Origin of the sequence: Pseudomonas lijiangensis, assembly GCF_018968705.1 — a bacterium.
GTDB lineage: Bacteria > Pseudomonadota > Gammaproteobacteria > Pseudomonadales > Pseudomonadaceae > Aquipseudomonas > Aquipseudomonas lijiangensis.
The window spans coordinates 688,092-707,522 of record NZ_CP076668.1 but is presented as its reverse complement, the minus strand read 5'-3'; the positions used below and the strand labels follow the sequence as shown (position 1 = coordinate 707,522).

16 protein-coding genes are annotated in these 19,431 nt (G+C 59.1%); 11 read left to right on the top strand and 5 right to left on the bottom strand.

All coding sequences use genetic code 11. The features are described from left to right. Positions 1-136: 136 nt before the first annotated feature. The gene (locus KQP88_RS03090) at positions 137-766 is read right to left on the bottom strand and encodes a response regulator (protein WP_198724448.1); all 630 of its coding nucleotides are present in this window, start codon (positions 764-766) and stop codon (positions 137-139) included. Beyond that, positions 763-2,775 carry a sensor histidine kinase gene (locus KQP88_RS03085; protein ID WP_216704818.1) on the bottom strand — a complete coding sequence of 671 codons (2,013 nt, stop codon included), beginning with the start codon at positions 2,773-2,775 and terminating at the stop codon, positions 763-765. Before KQP88_RS03085 ends, KQP88_RS03090 begins: the two co-directional genes overlap by 4 nt. Before the next feature lie 106 nt (positions 2,776-2,881). On the opposite strand from KQP88_RS03085, the gene KQP88_RS03080 reads away from it, so the two are divergent. Continuing rightward, positions 2,882-3,841, top strand: coding sequence for an alpha/beta hydrolase family protein (locus KQP88_RS03080; RefSeq protein WP_216704817.1), 960 nt, complete (start codon positions 2,882-2,884; stop codon positions 3,839-3,841). Between the two features lie 106 nt (positions 3,842-3,947). Here the strand turns inward: KQP88_RS03080 and KQP88_RS03075 are convergent, their stop codons facing one another. Genes KQP88_RS03075 through KQP88_RS03065 form a run of 3 tightly spaced genes read right to left on the bottom strand, consistent with a single transcriptional unit; the run spans position 3,948 to position 6,450 of the window. Then, the gene (locus tag KQP88_RS03075; RefSeq protein ID WP_216704816.1) at positions 3,948-4,715 is read right to left on the bottom strand and encodes a TerB family tellurite resistance protein; all 768 of its coding nucleotides are present in this window, start codon (positions 4,713-4,715) and stop codon (positions 3,948-3,950) included. Next, the gene (gene murU, locus KQP88_RS03070) at positions 4,716-5,390 is read right to left on the bottom strand and encodes an N-acetylmuramate alpha-1-phosphate uridylyltransferase MurU (protein WP_216704815.1); all 675 of its coding nucleotides are present in this window, start codon (positions 5,388-5,390) and stop codon (positions 4,716-4,718) included. A gap of 46 nt (positions 5,391-5,436) precedes the next feature. Further along, positions 5,437-6,450 carry an aminoglycoside phosphotransferase family protein gene (locus tag KQP88_RS03065; protein WP_216704814.1) on the bottom strand — a complete coding sequence of 338 codons (1,014 nt, stop codon included), beginning with the start codon at positions 6,448-6,450 and terminating at the stop codon, positions 5,437-5,439. A 129-nt stretch (positions 6,451-6,579) separates the two neighbouring features. Here KQP88_RS03065 and KQP88_RS03060 point away from each other — a divergent pair, with 129 nt between their 5' ends. The 10 genes from KQP88_RS03060 (at position 6,580) to KQP88_RS03015 (ending at position 19,374) form a co-directional block, all read left to right on the top strand. Next, entirely contained in the window at positions 6,580-9,351 is a 2,772-nt protein-coding gene (locus KQP88_RS03060; protein WP_216704813.1) for an LPS-assembly protein LptD, read from the top strand. Further along, positions 9,332-10,654 (top strand): peptidylprolyl isomerase, encoded by a 1,323-nt coding sequence (locus KQP88_RS03055; RefSeq protein WP_200994984.1) that lies wholly within the window; start codon positions 9,332-9,334, stop codon positions 10,652-10,654. Before KQP88_RS03060 ends, KQP88_RS03055 begins: the two co-directional genes overlap by 20 nt. Continuing rightward, positions 10,651-11,640 (top strand): 4-hydroxythreonine-4-phosphate dehydrogenase PdxA, encoded by a 990-nt coding sequence (gene pdxA / locus KQP88_RS03050; RefSeq protein ID WP_216704812.1) that lies wholly within the window; start codon positions 10,651-10,653, stop codon positions 11,638-11,640. The genes KQP88_RS03055 and pdxA overlap by 4 nt, the downstream gene beginning before the upstream one ends. Continuing rightward, the gene (gene rsmA / locus KQP88_RS03045; RefSeq protein WP_216704811.1) at positions 11,637-12,443 is read left to right on the top strand and encodes a 16S rRNA (adenine(1518)-N(6)/adenine(1519)-N(6))-dimethyltransferase RsmA; all 807 of its coding nucleotides are present in this window, start codon (positions 11,637-11,639) and stop codon (positions 12,441-12,443) included. Before pdxA ends, rsmA begins: the two co-directional genes overlap by 4 nt. A gap of 117 nt (positions 12,444-12,560) precedes the next feature. After that, positions 12,561-12,941 carry a Co2+/Mg2+ efflux protein ApaG gene (apaG, locus tag KQP88_RS03040; RefSeq protein WP_200994987.1) on the top strand — a complete coding sequence of 127 codons (381 nt, stop codon included), beginning with the start codon at positions 12,561-12,563 and terminating at the stop codon, positions 12,939-12,941. Next, a complete protein-coding gene (locus KQP88_RS03035; RefSeq protein ID WP_216704810.1) occupies positions 12,941-13,825 on the top strand; it encodes a symmetrical bis(5'-nucleosyl)-tetraphosphatase in 885 nt (294 codons plus the stop codon). Before apaG ends, KQP88_RS03035 begins: the two co-directional genes overlap by 1 nt. A 23-nt stretch (positions 13,826-13,848) precedes the next feature. After that, the gene (glpE, locus tag KQP88_RS03030) at positions 13,849-14,169 is read left to right on the top strand and encodes a thiosulfate sulfurtransferase GlpE (RefSeq protein WP_200994989.1); all 321 of its coding nucleotides are present in this window, start codon (positions 13,849-13,851) and stop codon (positions 14,167-14,169) included. A 335-nt stretch (positions 14,170-14,504) separates the two neighbouring features. Beyond that, positions 14,505-16,427: a PrkA family serine protein kinase gene (locus KQP88_RS03025; protein WP_117166856.1), complete on the top strand. Its 1,923-nt coding sequence runs from the start codon at positions 14,505-14,507 to the stop codon at positions 16,425-16,427. Positions 16,428-16,543: 116 nt separating this feature from the next. After that, positions 16,544-17,815, top strand: a complete 1,272-nt coding sequence (locus tag KQP88_RS03020) for a YeaH/YhbH family protein (protein WP_198724432.1) — start codon at positions 16,544-16,546, stop codon at positions 17,813-17,815. After that, positions 17,812-19,374 carry a SpoVR family protein gene (locus tag KQP88_RS03015; protein WP_200994990.1) on the top strand — a complete coding sequence of 521 codons (1,563 nt, stop codon included), beginning with the start codon at positions 17,812-17,814 and terminating at the stop codon, positions 19,372-19,374. Before KQP88_RS03020 ends, KQP88_RS03015 begins: the two co-directional genes overlap by 4 nt. The last annotated feature ends 57 nt before the right edge of the window (positions 19,375-19,431 follow it).

The following is a 19,431-nucleotide window of genomic DNA, read 5'->3' as shown; positions in this document are numbered from 1 at the left end:
TTGGATAAGTGAGGATTCGGCATTTTTTGCAGGCTTGCAGCCGTGGGACCGAATTCATTCGAGAAAGCGCTCTACCTGACACTACAGTGCAGCTTTCTTTCGCGAATGAATTCGCTCCCACTTGTCGTTTTCAGGATCAGAGCAGCTTGTGTTCCATAGCATATTTCACAAGGTCCGCCAGGGAGTGCAGGTTCATCTTCTGCATCAGGCGCGCCTTGTGGGTGCTGATGGTCTTGCTGCTCAAGGCCAGTTGCTGGGCAATGTCATTGACGTTGGCCCCCTGAGCCAGACGCTCGAACACCGAAAACTCGCGCTCCGATAACAGCGAATGCAGCGGGCGACTGTCGGTCAGACCGACCTCGAAAACCATGCGGTCAGCCAGATCGGGATCGATATAACGCCCACCGGCGGCCACCCGACGAATGGCCGTCAGCAGCAAGGCCGGATCGCTGTCCTTGGTCGCATATCCCGCCGCGCCGATCTTCAGGGCACGGGCAGCCATTTGCGCTTCGTCGTGCATCGACAGCACCAGAATCACCGGCGGGTTATTCAACGCCCGGATCCTGGGAATCGCCTCAAGCCCGTTGACGCCCGGCATGGAGATATCCAGCAGCACCACTTCGCAGGGCACGTGCCGCAGGGTTTCGAGCAACTGCTCGCCATTGCTGGCCTCGCCCACGACGAGCAGATCCTTCGCCAGGCCGATGAGTTGCTTGATGCCCTCACGCACGATGGTGTGGTCTTCAGCGACCAGTACACGAATCAATGTTCTCGCTCCTGCCCAACGGGGTCCAACGGGATATATGCGCGCAAGGTTGTGCCTTCACCGACCTCGCTGTCCAGTTCCAATCTGCCACCCAGCATCAGGACACGCTCGCGCATCCCCACCAGACCGAACGAGACAGGCCTTTGCGACTGCATCACAAAACCCTGGCCGTCATCGGCAATGGTCATGCACATCACCTCGTCGTCCAGCGTCAGGCTGACTTCAACCGTGTGCGCCCGAGCGTGACGCATGACGTTGGTCAGCGCCTCCTGAAGAATGCGAAACATGCCGGTGGCTCTGGCATCGCTGAGCGGCGGCAGGTTGTCCGGCACCTGTACCAGACACGGAATCTGCGTGCGAGCCTCGAAGCGCCGCGCCTGCCACTCGATGGCCGAGGCAATGCCGGCATCGAGAATCGGCGGGCGCAGGGCCGTGGCGACGTCGCGGACCAACTGGAAGAGCTGAGCGATCAGACGCTTCATGCTGTTCAACCGCTCGCTCAGGCCCGGATCAAGGTCGGCATAGGCCAGCTCGCACATGGACGTTTCCAGCTTGAGCACCGTCAACATCTGGCCCAGCTCATCATGCACCTCCCGAGCGATACGAGCCTTTTCCTCTTCGCGGACACTCTCCAGATGCGCCGACAACTCGCGCAACTGATCATGGGCACGGCGGCGCTCACTGACGTCACTGAGGAACACCACCAGATATTCCGCTTCACGAAAGCGCAGAAAACTCAGGGACACATCCGCTGGCAACACGCTGCCATCGGCGCGAATGCAATTGGTCTCGAACACCTGCGGACTGTCTTCCATGGACCGGGCGTTCTTCCACAGGCTAAGCCAGCGATCCATGTGCAGACCGGGCTCGAAATCGATCAGCGGCCGGTCCACCACTGCGCCCGACGCATAACCGAGCATGGATTCTGCCGCATGGTTGGCATAGCGCACCCGGCTGTCCCAGTTGACCCAGAGAATGCCCACCGTGCTCTGATCAATGGAGAACTGGGCGAGGCGAAGCCCTTCCTCACCTTCCACGCGCCGGGCAATGTCTTCCCGCGCATCGACCAGTTCCTGCTCCAGTGCCTGCTGCTGGCGACGCTGCCAGACCACAATCGCAAAGCAGGCCAGTAACATCACCAGCAACAACAGGCAGAGGTTCTGCCACAGCCCGGGCGACTCGCTGAAACGTGAAGACTTGAGCGGCATCCAGCGTGTATGCAGTTGATCCAGCGCCTTGGCGGGAATCACATGCAGGCCTTCGCTGACGATGGCGGCCAGTTGCGGCATATCCCGGCGTGTTGCGACCCGCAGCAGTTGCGGCAGACCGATATCGCCCACCACGGCCAGCCCGGCAAACTCCGGCTCGCGAAACAGACGGCTGAGTTGCGCTTCGTCCACCACGGCATAGCGCGCCTGCTGACTCAACAACAGTTGCAGGGCCTGGCGCTCCAGAGGCACGCCTTGCAGATTCAGATGAGGGTAATTGCTGCGCAGGTAATCGGCGGTCGGACTCGGCATGCGCACGACCACTCGCGAACGCTCGTCGACCTTTTCCAGATCCACCCCGGAGCTGCCATCGCGCTCCCCGATCACCAGTTGCGAAACCCGCAGGTAAGGATCGGAAAACATCCAGGTGCGCAGCCCTGACGGGGTTTGCATCAGGCCGGGTGCAAGGTCCACCTGCCCTGCCGCCACAGCCTTTTCCAGCGCGGCCTGATCGGGAAAGTTGCGCCACAGCAACTCCACTCGCAGAGCCGCCGCCAGCGCATTCATCAAGTCGACGTTGGCACCGGAGAGCTGCTGCAGACGCTGATCGAACTGGGCATAAGGCGCATGCATCACCAGACCGACCCGCAACGGACCATGCTGGTCCAGCCAGGTGCGCTGCTCCTGGCTGAGCAATGCCTGCGCAACAGGCTCTGATTCATCAGCCCATGCATTCGACACCCGAGCCATCAAGAGCAGAGCCAGGCAGCCGATAAAACCAATGCGCAGAAGACCAATCATGTCGTTCTCTTGTGTTTTCGTTTGGCGGCCATGCACCGTCCCGGGACCTGACAAATACCGATCAACGCATTAGGCTGCCAGAATAGTTTCTGGCCTGGAATATTCGATGCCCCATACCTTTCGCGCAACGCTTCCTGCATTGCTCCTGTCGCTGATAGTACCTTGTGCACTGCCGGTGGTGGCTGCCGATCCTGCACCGGCCAAGGATGCCGCCTCCGCCGAAGCCCCTGCGGAACGCGCGCCGCTGCTGACCCGGGCACAGGAAGATGCCATCGCCCTCGAACGTCAACTGCCGCCTCAGGATCTGCAACAACTACAGGCTGGTGACGAAAGCTTCCTGGCACTCTGGAAACCGGCCAACAGCGCCGAACCCAAGGGCGCGGTGATTCTGCTGCCGGGTGCGGGCGAGTCGGCGGACTGGCCGGATATCGTCGGCCCGTTGCGTCGCAAGTTTCCGGACACCGGCTGGGCCACGCTGAGCATCACCCTGCCGGATGTGCAGGACGAAGCCCTGATGCCACGCGAACCGGATGCGCCTGCCGCTGAAGAAAAGCCCAAGGACGCGCCAAAGGATGATGCCGCCAAGGCAGCCGATACCCAGGCGCAGGCCGGTGACGAGGTTGCAAAAGCCGCAGAGGCCGAAGAGCGCGCCAAGGCTGAAGCCGAACACGTCTTTGCCCGCATCGAAAGCGCGATCAGTTTTGCCCAGCAGAACAAGGCACGCAGCATTGTGCTGATCGGCCATAGCAGCGGTGCCTATTGGGCAGCACGCTTCCTGAACGAGCGGCAATCTCCGCTGGTGCAGAAGTTCGCGATGGTGGCGGCCCGCGAGCCGGTCAATGCCAAGCCTTCGCTGCTGGAGCTGGTACCGACGCTGAAAATGAAGACCGCAGATTTCATCTACAAGAACCAGTCCCCACAGGCGGCCAGCGCTCGCCTGCAAGTCAGCAAACGCGCCAAGGGTGCGGGCTTTACTCAGGTTGCACTGATCAACATTGTGGGAAATGAAGAGGCCGAGCAGGAACAGATCTTCCGCCGTATCCGGGGTTGGGTAGAGGCTGAGTGAAGGCATCTGTTACTTGTGGGAGGGGCCTTGGCCGCGACGACTTGCTTACAGGCAACACATTTTCAGCGCCTGAAAAGCTGGCTGTCGCGGCCAAGGCCCCTCCAACTCAACGAAACCCCCGACGCGCCTTGATCACTCTATAGGCACTGTGCAACTCACTGGTCTTTTCGGTGGCAACACGCACTTGCAACGTGTTGGCACCGCCTCCCGCGATCTTGTCCGGATGATGCCGACTGAGCAGACGACGATAGGCGCGCTTGATGCTCGCCGGGTCGGTATCGGCCTGCACACCCAACAGTGACAGCGCCCCGCTGTATTCGTCCGAGCTGCTGACGGACGGCCTTTTCATCGGGTCGTGCTCGGCAGCCAGCGCCTCGATTTTCAGCTCCGACCAGCCCAGCCACATGCCCCAGGCTGCGATCAACTCACGCTCGATACGGCCGACCTTGCCGTCGGCCCAGGCCATGCGCCAGCAAGCCCGCAACAGGCCTTCAGCCATGCCCGGCTGGCCACGCAGACGACGCAGATAACCGCGCAATCCGTCAGCGCCGTCCTTGCCGCGATTGAAAGCGGCAATGGCAAGACGCTGTGCCGCCTCATCCATGTTCAAGCGACGCATTTCCGCCTGAGCCTGATGGATATGGCTGGCCATGACCCGACCGCCACTTTTGGCCAGACGCCCCAGCAGCACGAACAGCAGATCTTCGTCACGTACCGCCGAACGGCCACCCAGGCGCTCACGCAGATGCGCCCAGGTGTGCAGCTGCAGCCGACGATCCAGAGCCTGCCCAAGCAAGGCACCTAACATCGCGCCCGGAATATCGGCAATGGCATATCCGGCTCCGGCGCCGAGCAGCGTGCCTGGCCACAGCATCTAGCGGGTCCCCGACAGCAATCGCTCGACTTCGCCAAGACGCTCATGAGTGCCGACGTCAATCCAGGTACCCCGGAAATGCTCACCCGTCACCTGCCCCTGCGCCATTGCCTGACGCAGCAACGGAGCCAGCTTGAAGGCACCGGCTTCGCAGCCGGCGAACAGGCGCGGATGCAGGATGGCAATGCCGCTGTAGGTCAGGCGCGGTAAATCTTCTGCAGAAGCATCCTGCAGCAGACCGTCGACCAGAGCGAAATCGCCAGTCGGATGGTGAGCGGGGTTATCGATCATCACCAGATGGGCAAGCCCGGTCAGCGGCGTGCGCAGCCCGGCAAAGTTGTAATCGGTCCAGATATCGCCGTTGACCACGACAAAGGGCTCATCCCCCAGCAGTGGCAGTGCGCGAAAGATACCGCCACCGGTTTCCAGTGGCTCGCCTTCAGGGGAGTAGCGAATGTTCACGCCCCAGCGCTGGCCATCCTCAAGATAGTCTTCGATCTGTTGGCCCAACCAGGCATGGTTGATGACCAGGTCGTGAAACCCGGCCTCCTGCAATGCCTTGAGGTGGTATTCGATCAAGGGAACGCCACCGGCACGCACCAGAGGTTTTGGTGTGTGCAAGGTCAACGGTCGCATCCGCTCGCCTTTACCGGCGGCGAGAATCATCGCTTTCATGCAAGCCTCTTCAACACAATCGATCCTTCTTCAAAATAATCACACCTCACGCCGATGGTCGCAGGCTGGTTAGCAGTTGCCCCAGTTCTGCCAGCTCCGGACGTCGCGACACAACGGCCTCTATATACGAGAAGAAGCGCGGAACATCGCCCAGATAGCGCGGTTTGCCATCACGATGGCAGATACGGGCAAAAATCCCGATGACCTTCAAATGCCGCTGCACACCCATGAGATCACTGGCCCGCGAGAAGGCGGCGAAGTCTTCATGAACCTCGATACCCAGGGCGCGAGCCTTGTTCCAGTATGTGTTCAGCCAACCGGCAACGCGCTCTTCAGGCCAGCTCAGGAACGCATCCTTGAACAGGCAGGTAATGTCATAAGTGACCGGCCCGTAGACCGCATCCTGGAAATCCAGCACGCCCGGATTGGGCTCACTGATCATCAGGTTGCGCGGCATGTAGTCGCGATGAACCAGCACTTTGGGCTGCGCCAGGGCGCTTTCGATCAACAGGTCGCTGACATGCTGCCAACTGGCCAGTTGCGCGGAGTCCATCTCAATACCCAGGTGACGCTTTACATACCACTCGGGGAAAAGCTCCAGCTCACGACGCAACAAGGCCACGTCATAGCTGGGCAACGGTGCATCCATCGGCAGTTGCTGATAAGTCAGCAGCGCTTCGATGGCATCGGCAAACAATGCATCGGCGTTGTCCGCATCGATCACGTCCAGATACGTCTGACGCCCCAGATCGCTGAGCAGCAAAAAGCCCTGCGTCAGGTCTTCGGCATGAATTTTCGGAACATTAATGCCCGAGCTGGCCAATAAATGAGCAATGTCCACGAAGGGTTTGCAGTTTTCCTGCGGTGGAGGCGCATCCATGACAATAAAAGTTTTATCGCCGCCTTCCCAACGGAAGTAGCGACGGAAACTTGCGTCGCTACTGGCCGCAGTCAACGTGGCCGGGGGTACGGCGCCCCATTTCTGTCTGGCAAAGAGCGCTGGCAACTGCTCATCGAGCCAAACTTTCAGGGATTGAAGGCGTATATCTTGGTCTGACATTACAAGGGTCTCCGACGGCGCTAGCCGTCAAGCGGGTCATGCTTTATTATCCGGGATCTTTTTCAGCCCATCGAGAGGCGTGCGGCCCCCCCGCGGGCAGATGGCGCGCAGGAAGCCCGGACTAATAAGATGGCATTGAAATCCCCCGCGTTTCGTAAAAAATTTCCGTTGCTCGTAACCGGCAGTCTGCTGGCGATGCAACCCCTGGCCACTCAGTTCGTGGTTGCCGCGGAACAGTATGACTGCTCAGTCTCTGCTTCGGGTGCCTGGAACTGTGCGCCGAAATCGAATACGGCTGCTGCAGCGCTGCCTCCACGTCCCGTGCACAGCGCGACCGAGGTCAGCTCCAACGGCACAGTGATTTCGCAAGGCACCACGGCCGGAACGACTGTCGACACGACCAAACTGGTCAGCGAAGCCAAGGGTAAAGGTCTGGCGTCGCGTAGTGCTGACTACAGCCACCTTGACTGGGTTCCCCGTGAAAAGCTCACGGCTGCGCAATTGGCCGAAACCGGTCCTTATTGCTCGGGAGCCTATGTCGAGCCGATCCGTCCAGGCATGGATGACAAGACGCCCAAGAGCGATGCTCCCCTGTTCGTCGGTGCCAAGGCATCGCGCTACGAGCAGGAACAGCAGATCGCGACCCTGGCTGGCGATGTCGTCTTGCGTCAGGGCAGCATGCAGGCCCAGGCTCAGGAAGCCGCTCTGTATCAGGCCGAGAACCGTGGCGAGCTCAACGGCGATGTCCGTTTGCGCGACAACGGCGCCCTGATCGTCGGCGATCGTGCAGAACTGCAACTCGACACCGGCGAAGCCCAGGTCGACAACGCGGAATACGTCCTGCACAAGTCGAACATTCGCGGTAACGCGCGCTACGCAAAGCGTGCAGAGAACGCGATCATCCGCCTCAAGGATGGTACCTATACCTCCTGCGAACCGGGCAGCAACGCCTGGACGCTCAAGGGCAACAACATCACGCTGAACCCGGCCACCGGTTTCGGCACCGCGACCAACGTCACGCTGCGGGTCAAGGACATACCGGTACTCTACACGCCGTATATCTACTTCCCGATCGACGACCGTCGCCAGTCCGGCTTCCTGCCGCCGACCATTGCTGCCGGTGGCGACAACGGCTTCACTCTGGTCACGCCTTACTACTTCAACCTGGCGCCCAACTACGACGCCACGTTGTACCCACGCTACATGGCCGACCGCGGCCTGTTGATGGAAGGCGAATTCCGTTATCTCACCAAGAGCAGCGAAGGCCAGTTCGGCGGCGCTTACCTCAATGACGAAGATGACGAGCGCAGACTGCAGTCCGAGTACGAGAAAAAGCGCTGGATGCTCAACTGGCAGCACACCGGTGGTCTTGACTCCCGCTGGCTGACCAAGGTCGATTACACCGACATCAGCGACCCGTACTACTTCCAGGATCTGGACACCGACCAGATCGGCGTGAACACACCCGAGTTCCTCAACCAGCAAGGGTCCCTGACCTATCGCGGTGACAGCTACAGGGCAATGCTCAACGTCCATGCCTACAAACTGGCATCGATCGCCAACATCACACCGTATGACCGTGTGCCACAACTCACGCTCAACGGCACGCTGCCATACAACCCTGCCGGCCTGCGTTTCGATTATGAAACCGAAGCCGTGCGCTTCGAGCGCGACCTGCAGAGCGGTACCTACTTCGACAAGGACGGTAACCCGGAAGCTCGTCTGGACACCAACGTGGCCGGCCTGGCTCGCGCCAACGGTGATCGTCTGAACCTGGCTCCGTCGGTCAGCCTGCCGATGAACTGGACCTATGGTTTCCTGACGCCGAAACTGAAGTATGTCTACACCCAGTACGATCTGGATCTGGACAGCCGCGGCAGAGCCGCCGTCACTGACTTCGAAAGCAAACAGACCCGCAGTCTGCCTATCGTGAGTGTCGACAGCGGCCTGTATTTCGACCGCAATACCCAGTGGTTCGGCAAGGATTATCGCCAGACACTGGAACCGCGCATGTTCTATCTCTACGTGCCGGAAGAGAACCAGGAAGACATTCCGGTTTTCGACACGAGTGAAAGCACGTTCAACTACTCGTCCCTGTTCCGCGACAACCGCTTTACCGGTTACGACCGTATCGGTGACGAGAACAAGCTTTCCTTCGGTGTCACCAACCGCTGGATCGAAGAGAACGGCTTTGAGCGTCAGCGCTTCAGCATCGGTCAGGCGGTGTACTTCAGCGATCGCAAGGTTCAACTGCCAGGTATCACCTTCGCCGACCGCGACGATGCCAAGGCCAATGTTTCGCCTTATGCGCTGGAGCACGAATATCGCTTCAACCGCGACTTCCGTATCAACTCCGACTTCAACTGGGATCCGGACAGCCGCAGCACGCGTTCGGGCAGCACCATGCTGCATTACCAGCCTGAAGATAACCCGGGCAAGATCATCAACGCCGGTTATCGCTATCGCAACGACCAGGTCCGCTATGACGAGAACACCGGTCGCTGGACAGTGGGCGGTGGTGACTATGGCACGCCAGGTCAACCGGGCTACGTGAAGGACTACTACAAGATCCAGCAACACGATTTCTCGGTCATCTGGCCAATCGTGCCGCAATGGAGCCTTATCAGCCGCTGGCAGTATGACTACAACCGCGACCGTACCCTTGAAGCCTTTGGTGGTTTCGAGTACGACAACTGCTGTTGGAAACTGCGTCTGATCAACCGCTACTGGGTCGACTACGACGAATACAGCCAGGCTGCTCCTCAGAACGAGAAAGGCGACCGCGGCGTATTCCTACAAATTGTGTTGAAGGGACTGGGCGGCGTTACCGGCGCCAAAGTAGAGAGCTTCCTCGACAAAGGCATTCAAGGTTATCGTGAACGTGAAGACCAAGCTTTCTGATTGTCTGCGCCCGCTGATGCTGGGCGCATTACTCCTGAGCGGCGCTGTTCATGCAGCGGTTCAACCTCTGGACAGCGTAGTGGCCATCGTCGACAACGACGTGATCATGAAAAGCCAGATGGACCAGCGTGTTCGCGAAGTCCAGCAGACCATTGCCAAGCGCGGAGCCGGTACACCACCGGCCGAAGCGCTGCAGTCGCAGGTACTCGATCGTCTGATCCTGGAAAACCTTCAGTTGCAGATCGGCGAACGCTCCGGCATTCGCATTACCGATGAAGAGCTGAACCAGGCCATCGAAACCATCGCCCAGCGCAACAACATGAGTGTCCAGCAGTTCCGTGCTGCCCTGGCTCATGACGGCCTGTCCTACAACGATGCCCGGGAGCAGGTTCGTCGCGAGATGATCATCAGCCGTGTGCGTCAGCGTCGTGTGGCAGAGCGTATCCAGGTCTCCGAGCAGGAAGTGAAGAATTTCCTGGCCTCCGACCTGGGTAAGGCTCAGTTGTCCGAAGAGTTCCATCTGGCCAATATCCTGATCGCAACACCGGACAGCGCTTCGTCGGATGCGATCCAGGCGGCGGCCCGTCAGGCTCAGGATATCTACGGTCAACTGCAGAAAGGCGCCGACTTCGCTCAACTGGCCGTTGCACGGTCGGCAAGCGAAAGCGCACTGGAAGGCGGCGACATGGGCTGGCGCAAGGCTGCTCAACTGCCACCACCTTTCGGTGACATGCTCAGTTCCATGCGTCCGGGTGAAGTAACGCCTCCGGCACGTACACCGGGCGGCTTCATCATCCTCAAGCTGCTGGAAAAACGCGGCGGCGAAGGCCAGACCCAGATGCGCGACGAAGTGCATGTGCGTCACATCCTGATCAAGCCAAGCGAAATCCGCAGCGAAGAAGAGACACGTCGTCTGGCGACCAAGCTTTATGACCGCATCGAAGCTGGCGAGAACTTCAGCGAACTGGCCAAGAGCTTCTCGGAAGATCCTGGCTCGGCGCTCAACGGCGGCGACCTGAACTGGGTTGACCCCAACTCGCTGGTTCCGGAATTCCGTGCAGCCATGAACGATACGCCGCAAGGCACATTGTCCAAGCCGTTCAAGACAGCCTACGGCTGGCACATCCTGGAAGTTCTTGGTCGTCGCGCCACCGACGCCACCAGCCAGGCCCGTGACCAGCAAGCCCTGCTCGTACTGCGTAACCGCAAGTACGACGAAGAGCTGCAAACCTGGCTGCGTCAGATCCGTGACGAAGCCTACGTCGAGATCAAGCTTCCCGGCGCGGCCCAGGCTGCACAGTGAAACCAAAGCGTTTCGCACTGACACCCGGCGAGCCGGCCGGCATTGGTCCTGACCTTTGCCTGCTGCTCGCCACTCAGCCTCAGCCACACCCCCTGATTGCCATTACCAACCGTGACCTGCTCCTGGAGCGGGCCACGCAGTTGGGCATGGCCGTCAACCTGATTGCCGTCACTCCCGATGCCTTTCCCGAGCAACCGGCGCCTGCTGGCAGCCTGTATGTCTGGGATACCCCGCTGCAAGCCAGAGTGGTAACCGGCACGCTGGACAAGGCGAACGCGGCCTTTGTGTTGGAGACCCTGACCCGCGCCGCCCAAGGCTGTGTCGACGGTCTGTTCGCCGGGATGATCACCGCTCCTGTCCACAAGGGTGTGATCAACGAAGGCGGCATCGCCTTTTCCGGGCATACCGAGTTTCTTGCCGAGCTGACTCACACCGAACAGGTGGTGATGATGCTGGCTACGGGTGATCTGCGCGTGGCACTGGTGACCACTCACCTTCCATTGCGCGACATTGCCGATGCAATCACACCGGAACGCCTTGAGCGCGTCACACGCATCCTGCATGCCGATCTGGTCAACAAATTCGGCATCGCCCGGCCACGCATTCTGGTCTGCGGCCTCAACCCCCATGCCGGGGAAGGCGGCCATCTGGGCCGCGAAGAGATCGACATCATCGAACCAACCCTGGAGCGTCTGCGCAGCGAAGGCATCGACCTGCGAGGCCCGCTGCCTGCCGACACTCTGTTTACCCCCAAATATCTGGAGCACTGCGACGCAGTGCTGGCGATGTATCACGACCAGGGCCTGCCCGTGCTGAAATACAAAGGTTTCGGCGCGGCAGTCAACATCACGCTCGGTCTGCCGATCATCCGCACCTCCGTCGATCATGGCACTGCGCTGGATCTGGCAGGCAGCGGCAAGATCGACACCGGCAGCCTGCAAGTAGCCCTGCAAACCGCCTACCAGATGGCCGAGACTCATTCATGACCGAGCAATACCAACACCGGGCGCGCAAGCGCTTCGGGCAGAACTTCCTGCACGACGCAGGCGTTATCGACAAGATCCTGCGCGCCATTCGCGCCAGGCCTGAAGACCGCCTGCTGGAAATCGGCCCGGGCCAGGGTGCCCTGACCGAAGGCCTGCTCAACAGCGGCGCACGCCTGGACGTGGTCGAACTGGACAAGGACCTGATCCCGATCCTCAATGGCCAGTTCGCAGGCAAGCCGAACTTCAATCTGCATCAGGGCGATGCACTGAAGTTCGACTTCAACAGCCTGGGTGCTGCGCCCAACAGCCTGCGTGTAGTGGGCAACCTGCCCTACAACATCTCCACGCCACTGATCTTTCATCTGCTGCAGAACGCAGCACTGATCCGCGACATGCACTTCATGCTGCAGAAGGAAGTGGTCGAGCGCCTCGCAGCCGGACCGGGTGGTGGCGACTGGGGCCGCCTGTCGATCATGGTTCAGTACCATTGCCGTGTGGAACACCTGTTCAACGTAGGCCCGGGAGCGTTCAACCCGCCTCCGAAAGTGGACTCGGCCATCGTCCGTCTGGTACCCCATGAAACACTGCCTCATCCAGCCAAGGATCACCGCCTGCTGGAACGCCTGGTGCGCGAAGCCTTCAACCAGCGCCGCAAGACCCTGCGCAACACTCTGAAGCTGCTGCTGAGTGCCGATGAGATTGCAGCCGCCGGTGTCGATGGCAGCCTGCGTCCCGAACAACTGGATCTTGCAGCATTCGTCCGTCTGGCGGACAAACTCAGCGAAAAGGCAGCAGTGGAATAACCTGAAAGGACAAGTAAACGGCCATGTGCCATTAGTCATTTTCCGTTTACTTGTCCTAAACTGACCTGTCTATCGAACGCTCCAGTTTTTTCCGCTATAGCTTTCAAGGTCTACCGTATGCCCGATTCCCGTTATCAGGTCGACGTCAGCGTCGTCACGCGCTTCCTCGCAGAACAGTCCCAACCCGAGCAGAATCGCTTCGCCTTCGCTTACACCATCACCGTTCAGAATAACGGCGAGCTGCCGGCCAGACTGCTGTCACGGCACTGGGTCATCACCGACGGCGACGGCAATGTCGAAGAAGTGCGTGGCGAGGGCGTCGTGGGCCAGCAGCCACTGATCAAGGCAGGCCAGAGCCATACCTACAGCAGCGGCACGGTGATGACGACGAAAGTCGGCAACATGCAAGGCTCCTATCAGATGCTCGCCGAGGACGGTAAACGCTTCGATGCAGTGATTGCGCCCTTCCGCCTCGCCGTTCCGGGCTCCCTTCACTGATGGCTGTGTATGCCGTTGGCGATCTGCAAGGCTGCCTTGAGCCCCTGAAGTGCCTGCTGGGCGATGTCCGGTTCGATCCTGCAAAGGATCAGCTGTGGCTGGTAGGCGACCTGGTCAATCGCGGCCCACAGTCGCTGGAGACGCTGCGCTTTCTCTACAGCATCCGCGAATCCGTGGTCTGCGTGCTGGGCAACCATGACCTGCATCTGCTGGCTGCATCGCGGAACATCGAGCGCCTGAAGAAATCAGACACCCTGCGCGAAATCATCGAGGCGCCCGACGGCAACGACCTGCTGGACTGGGTGCGTCGGCAAAAGCTGATGCATTACGATGAACAGCGCAATATCGCCATGACCCATGCAGGCATTCCTCCGCAGTGGTCACTGAAGAAAGCCCTCAAATACGCCAGCGAAGTCGAACAGGCCCTGCAGGACGACAACCTGTACGAACCTTTCCTGGACGGCATGTACGGCAATGAACCCGTCAAGTGGGACAACGATCTGCAAGGCGTGACACGACTGCGGGTGATCACCAATTACTTCACCCGCATGCGTTTCTGCACCCGCGAAGGCAAGCTCGACCTCAAGAGCAAGGAAGGCATCGAAACCGCCCTGCCAGGCTACGAGCCATGGTTCAAGCACCCGAATCGAAAGACCCGTGACCTGAAGATCATCTTCGGCCACTGGGCAGCCCTTGAAGGCAATTGCGATGAACCCGGCGTCTATGCGCTGGACAGCGGGTGTGTATGGGGCGGCGCCATGACCCTGATGAACGTCGACACCCTTGAACGTCACCGCTGCGATTGCGATGCTGTCGGCAATGCCGCCACGCGGCTGGCAACATCCCCAATTCCCCAGCCAGAGGCCAGCGAGGCCCGGCGCTAAAAGATCAGCTCAGGAGTCCAGCCATGACCGAATTCAAACGCATTCCCCCTGAACAGGCCCATGCCCTTCGCGAACAGGGTGCCGTACTGGTAGACATTCGTGATCCGCAGGCTTTCGCCAGCAATCACATTACCGATTCGCAACACCTGGACAATCACTCGATCGCCGACTTCATCGCCAAGGCCGATCTGGACAAACCGCTGGTAGTGGTCTGCTACCACGGCAACTCCAGCCAGAGTGCCGCCGCCTACCTCGTGGGCCAGGGCTTCTCCGACGTCTACAGCCTCGACGGCGGGTTCGAGTTGTGGCGCAACACCTTCCCTGACGAAACGGCGCAGGGTTAACGACAGAACGGATGCTGGTGCAGACACGCAGAAACACCCGGCACACTCTGAAAAAATATTTTTATCCGGCTGATCCCGCGTCCTGCGCGGGTTCGCGCCCAAACTGACGAACGGTCAGCCACACTTCTCGCTCATCCCTTCTTTATCTTTCCGAATCCGAACTATCCTTAGCCTCAGGCCATCCGTAATCAGGGGAGAGCCGGTACACCGGCGCGTGGGTCATCGGTAGTTACTTTTATGGTGTTCTGGGGGGTAAACGGCATCTGGATACTCAGCTGCTGCCAGCATCGACTGACGATCCGCCGCCGGCTCAACGTATCGAGCGAGGTGACGTCATGAGTATTTTTAGCCACTTCCAACAACGCTTTGAAACCACACGTCAGGAAGAGCTCTCCTTACAGGAGTATCTGGAGCTCTGCAAACAGGATCGCAGCGCCTACGCCTCTGCCGCAGAACGTCTTCTGATGGCCATTGGCGAGCCGGAGCTGGTGGACACCTCCACCAACTCACGGTTGTCGCGGATCTTTTCCAACAAGGTAATCCGGCGTTATCCGGCCTTTGCCGACTTCCATGGCATGGAAGAATGCATCGACCAGATCGTGTCGTATTTCCGCCATGCAGCCCAAGGCCTGGAAGAGAAGAAACAGATTCTCTATCTCCTCGGCCCGGTGGGTGGCGGCAAATCGTCTCTGGCTGAAAAGCTCAAACAACTGATCGAAAAAGTCCCCTTCTACGCCATCAAGGGCTCGCCGGTCTTCGAGTCACCGCTGGGGTTGTTCAATGCAACCGAGGACGGCGCAATTCTCGAAGAAGACTTCGGCATCCCGCGGCGTTACCTCAATACCATCATGTCGCCATGGGCGACAAAACGTCTGGCTGAGTTCGGGGGCGACATCAGCCAGTTCAAAGTGGTGAAACTCTATCCATCGGTTCTCAACCAGATCGGCGTGGCGAAAACCGAGCCGGGTGACGAGAACAACCAGGACATTTCCGCACTGGTCGGCAAGGTCGATATCCGCAAGCTGGAAGAATTCCCGCAGAACGACGCCGATGCCTACAGCTACTCGGGCGCACTGTGCCGGGCCAACCAGGGCCTGATGGAATTCGTCGAGATGTTCAAGGCGCCGATCAAGGTCCTGCACCCGCTGCTGACTGCGACCCAGGAAGGCAACTACAACAGTACCGAAGGCCTGGGCGCGATTCCGTTTACCGGCATCCTGCTGGCCCACTCCAACGAATCGGAATGGCACAGCTTCCGCAATAACAAGAACAACGAAGCCTTCATCGACCGGATCTACATCGTGAAGGTGCCGTACTGCCTGCGCGTCAGCGATGAGATCAAGATCTACGACAAACTGCTGTTCAACAGCTCCCTGGCCAAGGCGCACTGCGCGCCGGACACCCTGAAGATGCTGGCGCAGTTCACCACCCTGTCGCGCCTCAAGGAGCCGGAAAACTCCAACATCTACTCCAAGATGCGCGTGTATGACGGCGAAAACCTGAAAGACACCGATCCCAAGGCGAAGTCGATCCAGGAATACCGAGACAGCGCGGGCGTCGACGAAGGCATGAACGGCCTTTCAACCCGTTTCGCGTTCAAGATTCTGTCCAAGGTCTTCAACTTCGACCCCCACGAGATCGCTGCCAACCCGGTGCACCTGCTCTATGTGCTCGAACAGCAGATCGAACAGGAACAGTTCCCGGCCGAAACCCGTGAACGCTACCTGCGCTTCATCAAGGAATACCTGGCACCGCGCTACATCGAGTTCATCGGCAAGGAAATCCAGACCGCATACCTGGAGTCCTACAGCGAATACGGCCAGAACATCTTCGACCGCTACGTGCTTTACGCAGACTTCTGGATTCAGGACCAGGAATACCGCGATCCGGAAACCGGCGAGATTCTCAACCGCGTTGCCCTGAACGAAGAACTGGAAAAGATCGAGAAACCTGCTGGCATCAGCAACCCGAAAGATTTCCGCAACGAAATCGTCAACTTCGTGCTGCGTGCCCGCGCCAACAACAACGGCAAGAACCCGACTTGGCTCAGCTACGAGAAACTGCGCGTGGTGATCGAGAAGAAAATGTTCTCCAACACCGAAGACCTGCTGCCAGTCATCAGCTTCAACGCCAAAGCCAGCAAAGAGGATCAACAGAAACACAACGACTTCGTCACCCGAATGGTCGAGCGGGGCTATACCGACAAACAGGTGCGTCTACTCTCCGAGTGGTATCTGCGCGTGCGCAAGTCGCAGTGATGCAGCGGTAAGCTACAAGCATCAGGCAACAGGCTGGAACGGCCGGTTCGACAGATACGACCGTCGCCAGCTTGTGGCTTGAAGCTGCTTTCTACTTGCGGCTGCCCGGAGGGCCTATGAGTTATGTGATTGACCGACGCCTCAATGGCAAGAACAAGAGCACGGTAAATCGCCAGCGATTTCTGCGGCGCTATCGTGATCACATCAAAAAAGCAGTGGAAGAAGCCGTCAGCCGTCGCTCCATAACCGATATGGAGCATGGCGAACAAATCAGCATTCCCGGTCGCGATATCGACGAGCCGGTGCTTCATCATGGCCGTGGTGGCAAACAGACGGTGGTGCACCCCGGCAACAAGGAATTCTCCAGCGGCGAGCACATCGCCCGTCCGCAAGGCGGTGGCGGTGGCAAAGGGCCTGGCAAGGCCAGCAACTCCGGCGAAGGCATGGACGAGTTCGTCTTCCAGATCACTCAGGAAGAATTTCTCGAATTCATGTTCGAGGACCTGGAGCTTCCCAACCTCGTCAAACGCAACCTGACCGGCACCGACACCTTCAAGACCGTACGCGCAGGCATCAGCAACGAGGGCAACCCCTCGCGCATCAATATCATCCGGACCCTGCGCTCGGCACATGCACGCCGTATCGCCCTGTCCGGCAGCAGCCGCGCCAAGCTCAAGGAAACAGTGAACGAGCTGGAGCGTCTCAAGCGCGAAGAACCGGACAACTTCGGCGATATTCAGGAACTGGAAGTAGAAATCGACCGCCTGAAAGCGAGGATTCGTCGTGTGCCTTATCTGGACACCTTCGACCTCAAGTACAACCTGCTGGTCAAGCAACCCAATCCAAGCTCCAAGGCGGTGATGTTCTGCCTGATGGACGTCTCCGGCTCCATGACCCAGGCAACCAAGGATGTCGCCAAGCGCTTCTTCATCCTGCTGTACCTGTTCCTCAAGCGAAACTACGACAAGATTGAAGTCGTGTTCATTCGCCATCACACCAGCGCCCGGGAAGTGGACGAAGAGGAATTCTTCTATTCACGGGAAACCGGCGGCACCATCGTTTCCAGCGCCCTGAAACTGATGCAGGAGATCATGGCCGAGCGCTATCCGAGCAACGAATGGAACATCTATGCCGCCCAGGCTTCCGATGGCGACAACTGGAACGATGACTCACCGATCTGCCGCGAAATCCTCACCAAGCAGATCATGCCGTTCGTGCAGTACTACACCTATGTGGAGATCACGCCCCGAGAGCATCAGGCCCTATGGTTCGAATACGAACGCATCGGTGAAGAATTTGCCGACACCTTTGCCCAGCAACAGCTGGTCTCAGCCGGCGATATCTATCCGGTATTCCGTGAACTCTTCCAGCGCAGGTTAGTGACATGACCGCTAGAGAGCAGAAGCGCCAACCCCTCTCCACGGGGTCCGAGTGGACATTTGAACTGATCCAGGCCTACGACCGCGAAATCAGCCGTATCGCCGAGCGTTATGCCCTGGATACCTATCCAAACCAGATCGAGGTCATCACGGCCGAGCAGATGATGGATGCCTATGCCTCGGTGGGCATGCCGCTGGGCTACCACCACTGGTCATACGGCAAGCATTTCCTGAGCACCGAGAAATCCTACACTCGCGGCCAGATGGGTCTGGCCTACGAGATCGTGATCAACTCGGACCCGTGCATTGCCTATCTGATGGAAGAAAACACCATCTGCATGCAGGCACTGGTAGTTGCCCACGCCTGCTACGGGCATAACAGCTTCTTCAAGGGCAACTACCTGTTCCGCACCTGGACCGATGCAAGTTCGATCATCGATTACCTGGTCTTCGCCAAGCAGTACATCATGCAATGCGAAGAGCGCCATGGCATCGATGCAGTGGAAGACCTGCTCGACTCCTGCCATGCCCTGATGAACTACGGTGTCGACCGCTACAAGCGGCCTTACCCGATTTCCGCCGAGGAAGAACGACGCAGACAGAAGGATCGCGAAGAGCACCTGCAACGGCAGATCAACGACCTGTGGCGCACCATCCCGAAAAGCGCCGACAAGAGCAGCAAGGAAGACAACGCCCGCTTCCCGGCCGAACCGCAGGAAAACATCCTGTACTTCATCGAGAAGCACGCGCCGCTGCTGGAACCCTGGCAGCGCGAAGTGGTGCGCATCGTCCGCAAGATTGCCCAGTATTTCTACCCGCAACGCCAGACCCAAGTGATGAACGAAGGCTGGGCAACGTTCTGGCATTACACCCTGATGAACGACCTGTACGACGAAGGCCTGGTCACCGACGGTTTCATGCTGGAGTTCCTGCAGTCGCACACCAGCGTGATTTACCAGCCGGGTTTCGACAGCCCCTATTACAGCGGCATCAATCCGTACACGCTGGGTTTTGCCATGTACCAGGACATTCGGCGCATGTGCGAACACCCTACCGAAGAAGATCGCCGCTGGTTCCCGGAAATTGCCGGCACAGACTGGCTGACGGCAATCAAGTTCGCCATGTCCAGCTTCAAGGACGAGAGCTTCATCCTCCAGTACCTGTCGCCCAAGGTCATTCGTGACCTCAAGCTGTTCAGCATCATGGATGACGATCAGAAAGACGACCTGCTGGTGCCCGCCATCCATGACGAAGCCGGTTACAGGACCATTCGGGAAACGCTGGCCGCTCAATACAACCTGGGCAACCGCGAACCCAACGTGCAGATCTACAGCATCGACCGCCGTGGCGACCGTTCGCTGACACTGCGCCACCAACAACACAACCGCAAACCGCTGGGCGACTCCACGGACGAAGTGCTCAAACACCTGCACCGCTTGTGGGGCTTCGATATCCATCTGGAAACCCTGCAAGGCGATCAGGTGATGAAAACTCACCATGTCCCGCCACGCGGAGAGCATGCCGAGGGTGATTACCCGCGACTCGACATGGCTGTCGTTCATCTCTGAAGAACGTAGCAGCAGAGAATGTTGTTAACTTTTAACCTCCGTAGGGACGACTCAGGT